Source organism: Cohnella phaseoli (genome assembly GCF_003386235.1).
Lineage (GTDB): Bacteria > Bacillota > Bacilli > Paenibacillales > Paenibacillaceae > Cohnella > Cohnella phaseoli.
Window position 1 is genome coordinate 375,052 of record NZ_QRDZ01000005.1, and the last position, 16,397, is coordinate 391,448.

The 16,397-nt window shown below is 56.9% G+C and carries 9 protein-coding genes; 8 read left to right on the plus strand and 1 reads right to left on the minus strand.

Annotated features, from left to right (window positions below; all coding sequences use genetic code 11):
- The first annotated feature begins 253 nt into the window (after positions 1-253).
- The 8 genes from DFP98_RS09125 to DFP98_RS09160 all read left to right on the plus strand — a co-directional run bounded on the left by DFP98_RS09125 (position 254) and on the right by DFP98_RS09160 (position 13,663).
- Positions 254-1,648 carry an MDR family MFS transporter gene (locus DFP98_RS09125; RefSeq protein WP_116060256.1) on the plus strand — a complete coding sequence of 465 codons (1,395 nt, stop codon included), beginning with the start codon at positions 254-256 and terminating at the stop codon, positions 1,646-1,648.
- 202 nt (positions 1,649-1,850) lie between these two features.
- Positions 1,851-3,317, plus strand: coding sequence for a glycoside hydrolase family protein (locus tag DFP98_RS09130; protein WP_181917580.1), 1,467 nt, complete (start codon positions 1,851-1,853; stop codon positions 3,315-3,317).
- A gap of 248 nt (positions 3,318-3,565) precedes the next feature.
- Positions 3,566-4,600: a LacI family DNA-binding transcriptional regulator gene (locus tag DFP98_RS09135; RefSeq protein WP_116060258.1), complete on the plus strand. Its 1,035-nt coding sequence runs from the start codon at positions 3,566-3,568 to the stop codon at positions 4,598-4,600.
- A 45-nt stretch (positions 4,601-4,645) separates the two neighbouring features.
- Positions 4,646-6,976: an alpha-galactosidase gene (locus tag DFP98_RS09140; RefSeq protein ID WP_116060259.1), complete on the plus strand. Its 2,331-nt coding sequence runs from the start codon at positions 4,646-4,648 to the stop codon at positions 6,974-6,976.
- A gap of 147 nt (positions 6,977-7,123) precedes the next feature.
- The gene (locus DFP98_RS09145) at positions 7,124-8,845 is read left to right on the plus strand and encodes an extracellular solute-binding protein (protein ID WP_181917581.1); all 1,722 of its coding nucleotides are present in this window, start codon (positions 7,124-7,126) and stop codon (positions 8,843-8,845) included.
- Between the two features lie 71 nt (positions 8,846-8,916).
- Complete coding sequence (locus DFP98_RS09150) at positions 8,917-9,816, plus strand: ABC transporter permease (protein ID WP_246016468.1); 900 nt, start codon at positions 8,917-8,919, stop codon at positions 9,814-9,816.
- A 15-nt stretch (positions 9,817-9,831) separates the two neighbouring features.
- Complete coding sequence (locus DFP98_RS09155; RefSeq protein WP_116060262.1) at positions 9,832-10,716, plus strand: carbohydrate ABC transporter permease; 885 nt, start codon at positions 9,832-9,834, stop codon at positions 10,714-10,716.
- Positions 10,717-10,765: 49 nt separating this feature from the next.
- Positions 10,766-13,663: a family 78 glycoside hydrolase catalytic domain gene (locus DFP98_RS09160; RefSeq protein ID WP_116060263.1), complete on the plus strand. Its 2,898-nt coding sequence runs from the start codon at positions 10,766-10,768 to the stop codon at positions 13,661-13,663.
- Positions 13,664-13,867: 204 nt separating this feature from the next.
- On the opposite strand, the gene DFP98_RS09165 is transcribed toward DFP98_RS09160, so the two are convergent.
- Entirely contained in the window at positions 13,868-16,300 is a 2,433-nt protein-coding gene (locus DFP98_RS09165) for a beta-propeller domain-containing protein (RefSeq protein ID WP_181917582.1), read from the minus strand.
- Positions 16,301-16,397: the final 97 nt, after the last annotated feature.

Here is a 16,397-nt window from a genome sequence, read left to right on the forward strand (position 1 = left end):
AGTAAGGGGGATGTGCCTCCTGTAGATGCCTCATACGCTCCTGAAACCACCGATTAACGGGTTAACCCATTCGGGTTTCAGGAGCGTATAGCATCGGAAGGAGATACATACCCCTTTTTAGTATGGATCATCTGTAAGAGCAACTTGACCTGCTTATGGGACAGCCTCTTGGCGTTGACAAAGAATGGACGCAAGCCTATGATCGTAGAATATCGAAGCAAGCATTTTTTAGAGAGAGAGAAGGATAAGCTAGATGTCTCAGAAACAAACGAACCGAACCGTCGTTACGATCGGACTGCTGTCCGCGCTGTTTATCGGAGCATTGGACTCGACGGTCGTGACGACTGCGACGACAAGCATCGTTAAAGATTTGCAAGGGCTGAGCCTGATCGGTTGGATCTTTTCCATCTATACGCTGACGACCTGCGTCACGACGCCGATCTTCGGCAAGCTGGCCGATCTGTTCGGCAGAAAGTCGATTTTTACGATCGGATTGTCATTGTTCCTGATCGGCTCCGTGCTGTGCGGAGCGGCGGAGACGATGACGCAACTGATCTGGTTCAGGGCGATTCAGGGAATCGGAGCGGGCGCGCTGACCCCGGTTATTTTTACGATTATCGGAGATATGTACACGGGAGAACAGCGAGGCAAGGTGCAGGGCGTATTGTCCTCGATGTGGTCGATCGCCGGACTGGTCGGTCCGTTCGTAGGCGGCTATTTCGTGGATACGATTTCGTGGCGCTGGATTTTCTACATGAATATTCCGATCAGCATCATTTCGTTTGTCTTAGTGCTCGGCTTCATGCACGAGAAATTCAAGAAAGTGTCCAGGAGCAGCATCGACTATCTCGGGGCGCTGACGTTTACGATCAGCATCTCCAGTTTGCTGCTTGCTTTGCTGACGGGCGGGGAGACTTATGCCTGGGATTCCGTCGCGATCGTTGTGCTTTTCGCTGTAGCGGCCGTCTTCTTAGTCATCTTCCTGTACATTGAAACGATCGCAAAGGAGCCGATGCTCCCTCTGTCGCTGTTCCGAGAGCGGCGGTTAACGATTCCGTACGTGCTCGGGTTCTTCGGATTTTGTATCGTCGCGGGAGTTACGATCTACATTCCGTTGTGGATTCAGAATGTCATGGGGCTAAGCGCCACGTTGTCGGGACTTATGCTGATGCCGATGTCGCTCGCCTGGCCTTTCGCGTCGAATCTCTCGGGCAGGTACATGTTCCGGTTCGGGGCGCGGAGATTTATGCTGCTCGGAACGATTATGGTTGCGTGCGGGGCATTGTGGCTGTTTACACTGCACGAGGGCTCGTCCTATTGGAACGTCATCGGTTTGCTAGTACTGATCGGCTTCGGGATGGGCTGTATTAATACTCCGGCAATCGTGACGATTCAAAATTCCGCCGCCGACAACATGCGCGGAGTCGCCACATCCACCAACTCCTTCATGGGGACGCTTGGCCAGACGGTGGCGGTAGCCGTATTCGGCATGCTGTTCAACCGAATCGTGGTCGAGGAGGTTCCATCGCAGATGGCGGCCGGCATGCACGCGATTTTCATTCTGCTGGTAGCGATCGCGTTGGTCAAAATCTTCATCGCGGGCCTGCTGCCCAAAGCGAGCAAGGTCAAGGCGGCAGAGGCCGTCTAGAGCCGTCCTTTGTCCCTGATCGCCGCAAATACTCGTTTCAAACTGTTAAGCCGTCCTTCCGGATGGCTTTTTTTACTGCTTAAGTGTACCGGTTTACTAAATTAACGGTGAAATTCTCCTCTGCGGTCCTTTATGATTAAGCATGTAGATGATAAAGCGCTTACATCTAAGCTTGGCTACTTTGACTTCAGGGAGGATGAGCATGAAGAAGAAAATCTCAAGTATTTTGCTCGGTTTGGCCTGTTTATGGGGAGCGGCATCGCCCGCATTCGCGTTGTCGGCGAATCAAACTTACGATTATGGAGATGTCGCGCTCTCCGGAATTGTCAACGACGACAAATACGACTGGGGCGCGGCCGTTATTCGCAACGGAGACAAGTATCAAATGTGGTGGACGCGGCAGGATCCCCACGATTCGGTCTATTACGCGGAAAGCTCGGACGGGCTGCATTGGTACGACCTGCAAAGGGTGCTGATGCCGGCCGAGAACGCCTGGGAAAGCATCCACGTGGCGGATCCTTCGGTCGTCATCGTAGGCGGCACCTACTACATGTTCTACGAAGCGCCGCGCAGCCCGTATCAGACCTGTACGCCGGAAGGCTACGACAACGCCATCTTTATGGCGACCTCGACCGACGGCAAGACATGGAACAAATATCCGAGCAATAGCGATCCGCAGCCCGTCGTCCGCCAGCCGGTCTCGACCTACTGCTCGGGCGTATACGGCGTAGGACAGCCGCAGGTGCTCTATCGGAACGGACAGTTCGAGATGTATTATACGTTCGCGGCGCACCCCGATTCGCTCGGACGCAATGACGTTGCCCGCGCCGTATCCAGCGACGGCATCAACTGGGGAGCCTCCGAAAACCATGCCAAGGTGCTCAAAGGCGGAGGCGCCGATGTCAAATTCAGCCCTCTGCTGAATAAGTACGTGATGGTCTATACGCTGAACAATCAGGTCGGTCGGACGAATCCGCCGCCGGATTCCGCTTTTACCTACGACGTGCATCTCCTCACCTCAGACGACGGCGTGTCGTGGACCGGCAGCCAACCGGCGACGATGTGGGACGCGGCGTCCGCCTCCAATTCGATCACGGTCGGAGCGCCGCGCGCTACTCGCACGTTCGCCAACTTCCTGACGGACGGACAAGGAAACATTCCAGGCGATACGTTCCACATCTACTATATGGAAGGTCAAATCCATCTGCCGTCCGAGGATTTCAAGAATACGGCTTCGACCTGGGATCTGAGAGTCCGCTCGGCTCACATCGCCGATTTGCCGGGAACGCTTGCCTTCATGGAAGGCATGAACGTTAAAACCTCTTCCAGCGGCAGCCTCTACCGGATGTGCGGAACGCAAAAGTGCGCCTATGTGAACTGGGGGACGTACGAAGCGATCAACGGCAGCAGAGCGGGGGATTATGTCACAGTTCCCGCGAATTTGCTGGACCCGGTTCCCGGATACAAGTACTATCTGGAGGGCTTGAATATCAAGCGGCCAGGCTCCTCCGGCATTGAATGGGTGAACGGGTTTACCCGTTACGGGTATACGAGCTGGGCAAGCTTCCTGGCCTATAACAACAATGACGGTAGCGCTTATTTCACGCTGACCGACGAAGAATACGACCGCGTCGAGGCTTCTCTGCCGTACGGAGGTACTCGGCCGTAGCGCTAGTTAACGTCACAGGGGATGACCCAAGTCATAAAAGCTGACTAGGTCATCCCCTGTTCTTAGGTTCACGACTCAGATTTTATTTGAGCGTCGATTTCGGTAAAACGGTTCACTAAAAAGTGATAGTATTTACGCTTTCGACGCTTATATAATGGCCTTAGGACGCCGGTAAACGCAAGTAAACGCGGCTACTGCCGCGACTGCGTCGCAAGCGGCTGCCGAGGAAACAGACGGAGGGGACGCACATGAGAGTGACGATGGCGGACGTCGCCAAAGCCGCCGGCGTATCGAAAACGTTAGTCTCGCGCGTCATCAACGACGACAAGACGTTAACGATTCCGGTTGAAACCAGGGATAAAATCTGGGAGGCCGTTCAGCGCCACGGCTACATTCCGGATTATGCGGCTCGCTCTCTGGCGCGGAAGACGACCGGTGCGGACGGGAACAAAGCGATTACGATCGGTTACGTGACCTATACGAGCTTCGAGAAGATCGGACACCCTTACTTTTCGGCGATTCTACAAGGCGTCGAAGAGGAGGTGCACGCCCAAGGATGCAAGCTGGGCATGGCTTTTACCGTCGAGGAGCTAACGAAGAAGAAGGATCTTCGCGAGAGAATACAGGCCGAGAAGATGGACGGAATTATCTATCTCGGGGCAATCGACCGGGGCTTCTACGAGATGCTCAAATCGTTCGCGACCTATGGAGTCTGCCTGGAAAGCCTGATCGATCCGACAATGGACTTCGTCGGCACGCCTTACGATCAATCCGGACGAATGGCCGTCGAGCACTTGATAGCGGCCGGCTATCGGGACATCGGGTTTTACGGGAAGGAAGGGGACTATCGGCACCAGGCTTATCGGACGGTTCTGGAAGCGCATTCGCTGAAGCCGCGGGAGGACTGGATGTTGGACGCCGGGTACACGATGGAGCAGGCCTACGAGTTGACCAAGCGAAATCTCGAGGAGCGCCCTCCGCCGGAAGCGATCTTCGCCTCCAACGACGAGATGGCGATCGGATGCATGAGAGCGTTCATCGAACGCGGGTATCGCATCCCTCAGGACATCGCCTTGATGGGTCACGACGATATCAGCATGGCGGCGTTCGCCGGCGTTCCGCTGTCCACGATCCGAATCCATAAGGAAGAGATCGGCAGGATGGCCGTCAAGATACTGATCGACCGGGTAAAGACCAAGCGAAAAATTCCGATATCGGTCCAGTTTCCGCCTAAGCTTGTCGTCAGAGATTCGTGCGGCTTTCGAACCAGAAAGCCGAAATAATCCAGCTGAAACTAAAATAGAGAAGGAACGCATAAGGAGAGAGCCATGCAGATAAAATCAACCTTGGCGAACGCCGTCTGGGAAATGCGGGCGGGGCGGATCGGACTGACGATCGCTTCGACGGAAGGCGGCTGGCGTAAAACGATATTCGCTCGGAACGGTCCGATCAAGCTTGAGATAGACAGCGCTCGCGAGTTTAAGCTAAGGACGGGAAGGGGCGCCGCAGATGAACGAATCTACTCGGATGAAAACTGTCGGCTGATCGAGGCGAAAACGTCGGAGGGCCGGATCGAGCTTTTTTTTCGGGAAATCGGAGATTTGTTCGAGGCGGTTGTTCGCTACGAAATTGAACAAGACCGGTACGTCAAGAAAACCGTTGAGCTCCTGCCGCTGCGAGGGTCGCTTTACTTAAAGGAGCTGACGCTGGAAAGCTTCGAAACGGCTCGGCCCGGAGAACGGGGCGGGGAGGGACAGCCGGTGTTTGTAGACGGCCATGCTTTTCTGGGAGTGGAATTTCCGGTCTCCAGAAACGAGATCGCGGAGGGATGTCTCATTTTCGGGCATGCGCCGGGCATCGAAATCCCTGAGGGTCGCGAATGGCGCTCCTATCGGATGACGTATGGTCTGAACGAAGGGAAAGGGCTGACGGAAGCCTTCCTGACCTATATCCGGAAGCATCAAGCAAGGAGAAAGGTCGAGCCGCTCGCCATTTATTGCGATTGGGGCTTGCACGACGAGCTGTCCGATCAAATCGAGCTGACGGCGGAGATGACGGACGGGATGCTGGAGCATTTGCGGTGGATGAAGGAAATCCATGGCATCGCCTTCGATTATTATTTGATCGACGCTTTCTGGTTCGAGGAAGGCGAGGTGTACGGAAGTTTCAAGGCCAGAACCTGGCCGTCGGGCTTCGGGGCGATCCGTAAAAAAATGGACGAGCTGGGCTTGAAGCTGGGACTGTGGTTCGATCTAAGCGGGAATTTCCTGCGTATGGAGAGGCTGCGGGAGGCGCGCATCGAGTGGGACAAGTACGAGTTGTGTCTGGGGCATCCCGACTATGCGAACGCTTTGAAAGAGGCGCTGCTGCACCATGTTCGCGAGCACGGCATGAAGATGATCAAGCTCGATTTTGCCGCATTTTCCTGCTCCAATCCCAAGCACGATCATCTGCCCGGAGAGCATTCGAAGGAAGCTTCAATTTCCCGGTTCGTCGAGCTGCTGAGGGAGGTCAAGGAAGCGGAGCCGGAGCTTGTGGTGCTGGCGTATAACGGGTTTACGACGAATTACGATTGGATCAAGGATGTGGACGGGGAGAGAGAGGGAGCGGCCGTATCCCCGTGGTGGGCTTTTCACCTTGACTTTATCTATTGCGGTGATCCCCGACCGTCCGAGCTGCCGGCGCTGCGCTTGCGCGATTCGATCCATTCCTATACGGACGCCATGATTCGGCAGTTCGAGCATTCGCTGCTCCCTCACGAAACGATGGACGATCACGGGGTTATGATCGGGGATACCGGTACGATCTATCGGTTAGGCAAAGAGGGCTGGCGCAACGACTGGCTGCTGTCGATCGCACGAGGGGGGCGGAAAACCCACTTCTACGGAGACTTGAGGCAATTGAATGAAAGCGATTACATTTTCTTGAAAACCACTTGGCCGCTGCAACGGGAAGCTGTCGCGAAGGAGTATTCGACCGAATCCGTCGCAGGCAATCCTCTGCAAGAGCAAGCTTACGGATATATGAACGCCAATGAACGCGAAGGCTGCATTACGCTGTTTAATCCCCATCCGATTCGGACGGCAGTGAAACTCGCGGACGAGATCGGCAAACGGGCGCGAGGCGGAGAGGCGAATGTTGCTCTGGCGAAGCTCTACGCGGGAGAACGCTGGCTGGGGTCGGGGGGAGCGAGGCTGAATCCGTACGAGCCGATCGAGCTCGAACCGTTCGAGGTGGTGATGCTGAAGTGGGACGCTGCGGAAGCGCCCGGAATGTCTTCGGCGGAATGGCAGGTGGAAGAGGTCGTTCCGTTTACAAAAATGGAAGGTACGGCTCGTCTTTGGACGGTCGTTCCCGTCTCTTCGTCTCCGGAGGACCGATGGGTTGTGCGCTATAGGGACGGGGCGATGAAGCCGCTGCGCACCGTTCGCGGCAGGCCGGACGGCATGAGAATTGCGGTTGGGACGGGAGAAGAGAAACGCGAGCTTATTCCGCTCTACGATCAGGACGTCTGGAGCGGGATGTCGTGGATGGTCTACCGGATCGAAGAGGAATGGACGCCGACGGAAGAAGCGTTTCTGTCGCTGGAATACGACGGAGTTAGCGTTGTCTATGTCGAAGTGCAAAGATGGAGCCGCAAGTCGGGGGAAGCGGTCTGATTGCTGGAAGGCTTGCGCCGTGAAGGAGGTGATGCCCGCGGTTTTCGTCAAGTTGGCGCTGGACGGGAAAACCGCGAACAACCGATGCAAGGCCATCATACCGAATCTGTTTATTTACTGTCAAACCTTTCTAAGGGGGAAAAGAGCATGCAGCTCGGCAAATTCAAAATTCCAGTCCTGCTCGCAACGGTAACGGCCATGCTTCTGTTAAGCGCTTGCGGCGATTCGAACAACAGCAAGGGGGAGACGGCCGCTCCGTCCGCCGGAGCTTCGGCGGCTCCAGGCTCAGCCTCCGCAAGCACGGAGCCATCCTCGTCCGCATCCGCAGAAGCGCCGGCCGACCCGATGGCGAAATACGATCCTGCGATCGAGCTCAGCACGGTCGTCATTTCGGATCCGACGATGAAATTCGAGAACGGAGATTCCGTCGACAATAACAAATATTACCGCACCTATGAGAAGGAGCTCGGCATCAAGCTGACCAATCTATGGGTCGCGGACCAGTCTCAGCGGGATCAGAAGATGAACCTGGCGATCTCCTCGAACGATCTGCCGGACATCCTTCATGTAGATGCCAAGCAACTGCAGCTATTGTACCGTTCGGGCAAGCTGGCCGATCTGACCGACGTTTACGAGCAGTACGCCACGCCTTTCACGAAGCAGTTTCTGACCGTAGACGGCGGGTTTAACCTGGAAAGCGGCAAATTTAACGGAAGGCTGTTCGCCATTCCTGAAACCCAATCGTACCTGGACGGAGCCTTCGTGCTTTGGATCCGCACCGACTGGTTGACGAAGCTGGGCCTTCCGGAGCCGAAGACGATGGACGACGTGCTCAATATCGCAATCGCGTTCGCCAACGACGATCCGGACGGCAACGGCAAGAAGGATACGATCGGGCTGCCGTTGACGAAGGACGTGTTCGCCGGTTATGCGGGAACGGAAGGTCTGTTTTACGGTTACGGAGCTTACCCCGGAGTCGACGTTTGGGTTCAAGACGACAACGGAGAGCTGGTCTCGGGCAATATCCAGCCGCAGGTCAAGACGGCTTTGGCTAAGTTCCAAGAGCTGTTCAAGGCCGGCGTGATCGATCCCGAATTCGGCGTCAAGGACGTCTGGAAGGCGGCCGAATCCGCGGTGGCGGGCAAAAACGGCCTGTTCTTCGGCACGATGGCGAACTCGTTCCAGCTTCAGCCGGGCAAGGAACGGGATCCGGAGATGGAATGGAAGGCGTTCCCGATTCCATCCGCAGACGGCGGTCTTGCGAAGGTACTGCGCTCCAGAGTAACGAACACGGGCTACTATGTCGTGAACAAAAGCGCTAAAAATCCGGAAGCGGCAATGAAAATGCTCAACCTGTTCATCGATAAGCAGTTCGGTCCGACGCCGGACAAGGAATTCGTCGACGACGGCGTAGCCTGGAAGCTGGCGGCGCTCCGTCCGATGCCTGCGGCGAAAAACTACGACAACTTCAAGGCCGTTCGCGACGCGCTGAGCAGCGGCGACGCCTCAAAGCTTACCGCAGAGCAGCAAAATATTATGAAAAACGTCGAGCAGCTGAAGGCGGGCAATGTCGGCGACAACAACTGGGCGATGGTCAAGGTGTTCGGAGAAGGCGGCTCCTACGCCGCGATTGATCAATACGTGTTGGGCGACAGCTTCCGCTTTAACGAGTTTTACGGTTCGCCGACCGAGACGATGCTTGCCAAGGGAAGCGTTCTGAGCAAGCTGACGACGGAGACGTTTACGAAGATCATCATGGGCAAGAGCGCCGTCGAGGATTTCGACGATTACGTGAAGAAGTGGAAGGCGATGGGCGGAGACGCCATTACGCAAGAAATCAACGAATGGTACTCGACGAAGAGCAAATAAATTAAACGCGGCGGAAACAAGAGGGGGGATATGTCCCTCTCTTGTCCGTTCCGTCTATGGGGGACATCATCGTGAAGCGTCAAGGCGGAATCAAGCAATGGCCGCTGCATCTGCTGCTGTTGCCGGGAGTCGCTCTCGTGCTGATTTACAGCTACGGACCGATGCTCGGCATTGCGATCGCGTTCAAGGATTTCAACCCAGCGCAAGGGCTCCTTCGATCTCCTTGGACGGGCTGGAGCAACTTTACTTTCCTATTCGAATTGACCGATATCTTCGCCGTGCTCCGCAACACGATCGTCATCTCGGCGATGAAGATCGTCGCGGGGCAGGTCGCGCCGATTGTCGTCGCGCTGCTGCTTAACGAGCTGAGAAAGCAATGGTTCAAACGAACGGTGCAGACGATCGTTTATTTGCCCCATTTTCTGTCATGGGTCATTCTGGGCGGCATATTGATCGATCTGTTATCGCCGAAAGAAGGAATCGTTAACGGGCTGCTGGGCGGACTGGGCATTGAGCCGATCTTTTTCCTGGGAGACGAAAGATGGTTTCCCTACACTATGGTCGTCTCCGATGTATGGAAGGAATTCGGCTTCGGCACAATCGTCTATTTGGCGGCGCTGACGGGAATCAATCCGGCGCTGTACGAGGCCGCCGTCGTCGACGGGGCAGGACGCTGGCGCCAAACCTGGAGCATTACGCTGCCGGGCATCGCGCCGATCATCGTACTGCTCGCGACGCTCAGCATGGGAAATATTCTGAACGCGGGCTTCGATCAGATTTTCGTGCTGTATAGTCCGCTCGTCTACGAGACGGGGGACATTCTCGACACATTTACGTACCGACTCGGACTGATCGATTACCAATACGGACCTGCGGCGGCAGTCGGGCTGTTCAAGTCGGCCGTATCGTTCCTGTTCATCTCCGTTTCCTATTTGCTCGCTTATCGGTTGGCTAACTATCGCATCTTCTAGAAGGGAATGTTGAGCATGGTGGAACGAACATCTTGGGGGAGAAGGCTGTTCGTCGTTCTGAATTACGTCTTCCTCACGGCCCTTTCCTTGACCTGCCTGCTGCCGATTCTCCACGTGCTGGCGATCTCGTTCAGCTCCAGCGCCATGGCATCCGCGGGAGAGGTCGTGCTGTGGCCGGTCGACTTTACTTTGAAATCGTACGAGTACGTTCTCGGCAAGGAAGCGTTCGTGCAATCGATTCTGGTCACGCTGCAACGGGTGGCGCTTGGCGTAACGCTGAACATGCTGCTGACGATTGTGATCGCCTATCCGCTGTCGAAGGAGGTTCAAGGCTTCCGTTATCGAACCTGGTACGCCTGGTTTTTCGTCTTTACGATTCTGTTCAGCGGCGGTATCATTCCATGGTATTTTACGATCAACGAGACCGGCCTGATCGACACGATCTGGGCTTTGATTCTCCCGGGGGCCGTGCCCGTGTTTAATGTAATATTACTGCTCAATTTTTTCCGGGGGCTGCCGAAGGAGCTGGAGGAAGCGGCTTTTATCGACGGAGCCGGGCATTTGCAAATTTTGTTTCGGTTGTTCGTTCCGCTATCCAAGCCCGCGCTGGCGACGATTCTGCTGTTTACTGTCGTCGGGCATTGGAATTCCTGGTTCGACGGGCTTGTGCTGATGAATCGGCCAGAGCATTATCCGCTGCAAAGCTATCTGCAGACGGTCGTCATTATGCAGGATCTCTCCTCGATGACGCTGGAGGACGCCAAGATGCTGTCGGAGATTTCGGATCGGACGACGAAGGCGGCGCAGATTTTCCTGGCGGCGTTTCCCGTTCTGCTTGTCTATCCTTTCCTGCAGAAGTATTTCGTCAAAGGGATCGTGCTGGGCAGTGTAAAAGGTTAAGCGGGACAAACGGATCGGGAGCTTGGGACAAGAGGGGGAAGCAAGCGGAATGAGACATGGGGAAAAATGGCGGGCAAGCTGGATATGGGGAGGCGCTGAGGAGAGTCCGCGCAACGAGTGGCGATGCTTTCGCCGGTCCTTTGTCGCGCCGAAGGGCTGCGACGCGGCCGTTTTGTCGATTGCGGCGGATTCCCGGTACGCGCTGTACGTCAACGGAGAATGGGGCGGACGAGGTCCGGCGCGATCCTGGCCTGAGAAGCAGTCCTACGATACGTACGAGGTCGGTCATCTGATCCGCGCGGGAGAGAGGAACACAATTGCCGTCTTAGTCATGCATTTTGGCGTTTCTACGTTCTATTATGTGCGCGGAAGAGGCGGTCTTCTCGCCCAAATGGAGCTGCTGTCGGAAGGCCGAATGCTGCAGACGATCGTAACAGACGGAGAGTGGAGGACCGTTCGGCACCCCGGACACGATCCCCGGTCCCCGCGAATGTCCTGCCAGCAAGCGTTCGCGGAACGGATAGACGCCAGATTGGGAAGTACGGAATGGGTTTCGCCGCATTACGACGACGCCGAGTGGGAGAGAGCGCTGACGATCGGGATCGCTGGCACGGCGCCATGGACGGAGCTTGAACCGAGGGATATTCCGCTGCTTGCCGAGGAATCGCGGTATCCGTCCAGAATCGAATCGTTGCGTCGGGTGGAGCCGATCGCTTGGTCGACGGCGATCGACGTGCGCAGCCAGATGGACCCGGACAGCGCGAACCATTGCAATCCCGTCGGGTACGTCGGATATTTGGCGACGACGATTCGGGTGAAGTCCGCCGCCGTGCTGACGCTCGGCTTTCCGAACGCGACCTCGCATCTGCCGGGTGTCGCCCTAAACGGCGCGCATATCGAAGCCTCGGCGTATACCGGAAAGCCGCCCGAAAGATATGTCGAGCTGACGCTGCGCCCGGGAGACAATTTTCTATGGCTCGACGTAACGCATGAGGCCGATCACGGGCGCAATCTGCAGCTCGGAATGGACAGCGCGGAGCCGTTCGAGCTGGTTTCCCCGTTCGGGGAGCAGATCGGAACGTCGGCGTCGCCCTTCGTCTCCGTCGGACCGTTCGACCGGGTCGAGGTGATCGACCACCGGCCCGGTCGGGAGCTGAGCAAAAATCACGAGGGATATTTGCGGCTGCGGAATTGTCCGTCGCCGTCGGAATTAACGGAATTCGAACGCTGGATCAGGCAGGTGCCCAAGACACTTGTCAGCCGGGACAACGTATTCGTCGCGTGTATTTGGTCAAGACGGGAGACGCGCTTGCAGGTGCCTTACGAGCTTCGGCACGCAATCGATTCCAGTCCGGCTCCCGGCGTCGTGCCGCTCTTCGATGAAGCGGATACGGAAATGATCGTCGACTTCGGCCTTGAACTGTCGGGCTATCTGGCTTTCGATTTGGAAGCCTCCGCCGGGACGATCGTCGATTTTTACGGCTTTGAATATATGAGGGACGATTACCGCCAGGATACGTACGACCTGGATAACACCCTTCGCTATATATGTACGGAAGGCCGCCAAGCCTATATTTCCCCGATTCGCCGGGGCATGCGGTACGTAATGGTTACGGTTCGGGGAGCGTCGAGGCCGCTTAAGCTATATGGACTGCAAGTCCGGCAAAGCCATTATCCGGTTGCCGAGATCGGTGCGTTTCGGTGCTCGGACGCTTTGTTGAACGACATCTGGGACATCAGCCGCCATACGACGCGCCTATGCATGGAAGACACATTTGTGGACTGCCCGGCGTACGAGCAGGTATTCTGGGTCGGCGACAGCCGCAACGAGGCGTTGATCAATTACTATACGTTCGGGGATACGGCGCTCGTCAAGAGATGCCTGAGGCTCGTGCCGGGGTCGAGGAGCCAGACGCCGCTGTATGCGAACCAGGTTCCAAGCGGCTGGAGCAGCGTTATTCCGAATTGGACGTTTTTCTGGGCGCAGGCTTGCAAGGAATTCGTCGACCATGCGGGAGATGCGGAGTTCGCGGTGGAGATGTGGCCGCATATCCGCTACACGCTGGATCATTATTGGCTTAAGCGAGACGAGCGCGGTTTGCTCTCGATCGACGGCTGGAATCTGCTGGACTGGGCCCCCATCGACCAGCCGAACCGCGGCGTTGTAACGCACCAGAACGCTTTTCTGTGCCGGACTCTTCAGGATGTCGCCGCGCTGGCTCGTATTGCCCGGGACCCCGACGGGGCGGAGCTTTACGAAGCCCGGGCGGAAAGGCTGCGAGAGGCGGTCGTTCGCTGGCTGTGGTCCGACGATCGGCAGGCGTTCGCGGATTGTCTTCGCGAGGACGGAAGCTTGTCCGATACGTTCAGCGTGCAGACGCAGGTTGTCGCTTATTTGTGCGGCATTGCCCAGAAGGAGCGCGAGGCGGCGGTGAGGCGGCATATCGTCCACCCTCCCGAATCGTTCGTGCGGATCGGCAGTCCGTTCATGGCCTTCTTCTATTATGAGGCGCTGGCGAGGATGGGGGATTATGGCGAGCTGCTGGCGGACATGCGCCGAAACTACGGACAGATGGTCGAGCTGGGGGCCACCGCGTGCTGGGAGATGTATCCGAACTTTGCCGTGAATCGGGCCAATCCCGAAATGCCGACGCGCAGCCATTGCCATGCCTGGTCGGCTGCCCCCGGCTATTTTCTCGGAGCGTACGTTCTGGGAATTCGTCCGTCTTCGTCGGGATGGGAGGAAATCGTCGTCGAGCCGCAGCCCGTCGATCTTCTGTGGGCCAGAGGGAGCGTGCCTCATCCTGCAGGGGGAAGAATCGACGTGTCCTGGCGCATCGTCGCCGAATGCGAAATGCAGGTGCGGGTATGGACGCCCGCAGGAGTGCGGGCGAACGTTCGCCTGCCGGAAGGGTTCCGGGGAACGATCGAGCGCGCGGAATTTTAACCTGGGGATTCCGCCGGGGAAGACCGATCGAATGACAAACGGCTGCATATGCCCCGCCGGGGACATTGCAGCCGTTTGTGTTTATTGCTGCGCAGCGGGAGCTTCGTCCTGCCGCTGACCTCTGCGACCTCCAGCCAGCCTACGAACGAGGAAGGAGAGAGGTATCGGTCGTCGAACCTGATCTTCGTTTATCCGAATTAACGTTCAACGAACGATCGGCCTCGGAATTTGGATGGGAGCCGGAACGATCGGAATCTCTTCGTAGTTCTCGTCGGCGGGAGGCTCGGGATAGATCAGCTTGCCTTTCTCGGCGAGACTGGCCATATCGCTGGCTTTCAGCTCGCTCGCGGACAGCGTAAACAGCGTATCGCCCGAATAGAGAATTCGCCGAACGGCTTTCGAGTCGTCGTAACCGTATTGGCCGCTCTTTAGAAAATCTTCGTCCGACAGATGGGTGATGCGGCCTCGAAGCTTAAAGCCCTCGTTCGGATCGATCCGGTAGACGTAAGCGCCCTGGTAGACGAACTCCCCGTATTCTGTAATCTCTTGCTTCCCGCCGGACGCTTTGTTCGGAATTTCCATAAGCTCGACGGGGAAAGCGAGCAGGTTTCTGGACTTGGAGAACAGCAGCGCCTTCGGATTGCTCAGCAGCTCGGAGTGGGTTCCCCTGTCGCCAATGATCTCCTTGAATTTCTCTTTCGGCCGGGCGACGTCGGAGACGTCGAACAGCGCCATTTTCAACCCTTGGTAGAATGCCATCGGTTCTCCCGTTTCCGATCCCTTGGACGACTGCACCTCCGTATCCTTCCCGAACCCGATAATATGGTTGTCGTCATACGGGTGGAGGTAGTCGCTATAGCCCGGAATCTTCAACTGGCCGAGCACGCTGGGCTTTGCGGGATCGCGAAGGTCGATCGCGAACAGCGGGTCGACATTGCGGAATGTGACGATATAGGCGCGTTTGCCAACAAAACGGACCGAGTATATGCGCTCGCCCGGCGCCAGCTTCTCCAGCTTGCCTACCGTCTTCAGGCCTTCGTCCAGCACGTATAAATTGTTTGTGGACTGAGCCTCTCCGCTGCCCCACATGTTTCCTTTGGTCGTTGCAATCCGGAAGAAGCCCTGGTGTTCGTCCATCGAATACTGGTTTAACGGCGTTCCCGGTACGGAGCCTTCCCCGGCGTAAACGACGGAACCGCCATCCAGCCTGAACTTATGCACCTTCGTCCGTTCCTGGAAGCCGTCCCCTTTGGCGACATATTCGGGGATTGCGGCATACAGGTGTTTCGTCGAAGCGTAAATCGTCTGTCCGGAGCCGAGATACGCGGACACCTGCATTTCCCGGTCAGATTTGCTCAGATCGAGGGCCCCGATCAGCATCGTCGTGTTGTCGGGGGAACCGGGGAAATACCGAATCCGGTCGATCGGAAGCTTCTTCAGCTCGGGGGAGCGGCCCGTATCTCCGTACCACGGTTCGTAATCCTGGGCGGTCTCGTACAACGTCGGATAAAAATAGCCTTTGTTCGAGACGATGTACAGCGCATCATCGATTTTGCGCGAGGTGACGTATTGGCCTTCAAGCTTGGTTTCGCGAACGAGCTTCGGCGCATCCGCGTTCCCGATCTCATAGATTTTCGCCGTTACGGCGCTTCTCGAGGCTTCAGGAACGGGAAGAATGGAAATGCCTTTCCTGTCCGTCGCCGGAGCGGAGCCTTCGGGCCCCTCATCTTCCACTACTAGGGGGACAGGAGAGGAAATCCAGTTCTGCCCGATCACGATCAGCCGGGATTCGTCGACGTACAGCTCTTGCGGTACGAATCTCTCGGTCGCGTCGTATTCAAGCGTTGCCGCCAGCTTAGGCGCACGCGGATCGGAGACGTCCGCGATGAGCACCCTCGATCCGCTGATCTGGTAGACGAACCTCCCGTCGGTCTTGGCCCAATCGGCTTCGTCGACGCCTTCCGTTTGCACGTTCGTGCGGGAGTAATCGTCGGTTGGAACGGCTCCCGTAAGCGATTCCTCCGCTACCGGCGCTACGTTTAATGGACTCTCGGCCACCGGACTTTCCATCATCCCGCCTTCGGTCGTCGTAAAGAGGATGTCGCCCCTGCGGTACAAGTTCCCTCTTTCGTTCGCCTTTCCGATCAGCTCGCTTAATTTCTTATAGGTGCCGATGGCCGGGAGCGCCGCCGGGTCGTCGACCCGTACGATTCGGCCGGCCCCGTCCCAAGCGACGATCATGCCGAGCGCCTCGGACAGCGCGCGAAGCGGAACGTAGACGTCGCCGCCGGAGCGTCTTGGGGCCGTCTCGAGCTTGACCGTCCGACCGTCCGTCTCAAGCGAGACGCTGCCGATTGTCAGTCTCGCCGAACGATCCCCCCGTTCAATCGTCGCGGTATCGCGATTTGCGCCCGTTCCCCACGCCACCTTAGCGCCCAGGGCTTCGGCCGCTTCGGCCAGCGGAACGACAAGCGCGTTATTTTCCGTAAGCGCGGGTTGCGATAACGCTGCCGGGTTTCCGTTTACCCGGATTTGAATGTCCTTCTGCTGCGGCCGAGCGACCGTCGCCTTATCCGCGGATACGGACGGGATGGCCAGCATGGAGCAAAGCAGCAGGCCTAAAATCGTTTTGCGCACGGAAGTACGCCTCCCTTTTTGGGTTTGTTTTGTCTTCGCTACAGCCATAGACGCAGTGTGGAAACATTTGGTTGCGGCATTCCGGGCGCATTGGAAA

Coding starts and splice junctions, on each gene's coding strand:
- DFP98_RS09140 (WP_116060259.1), top strand. CDS start 4,646: ATGCAGATAAAATCAACCTTGGCGAACGCCGTCTGGGAAATGCGGGCG.
- DFP98_RS09135 (WP_116060258.1), top strand. CDS start 3,566: ATGAGAGTGACGATGGCGGACGTCGCCAAAGCCGCCGGCGTATCGAAA.
- DFP98_RS09125 (WP_116060256.1), top strand. CDS start 254: ATGTCTCAGAAACAAACGAACCGAACCGTCGTTACGATCGGACTGCTG.
- DFP98_RS09155 (WP_116060262.1), top strand. CDS start 9,832: ATGGTGGAACGAACATCTTGGGGGAGAAGGCTGTTCGTCGTTCTGAAT.
- DFP98_RS09160 (WP_116060263.1), top strand. CDS start 10,766: ATGAGACATGGGGAAAAATGGCGGGCAAGCTGGATATGGGGAGGCGCT.
- DFP98_RS09145 (WP_181917581.1), top strand. CDS start 7,124: ATGCAGCTCGGCAAATTCAAAATTCCAGTCCTGCTCGCAACGGTAACG.
- DFP98_RS09130 (WP_181917580.1), top strand. CDS start 1,851: ATGAAGAAGAAAATCTCAAGTATTTTGCTCGGTTTGGCCTGTTTATGG.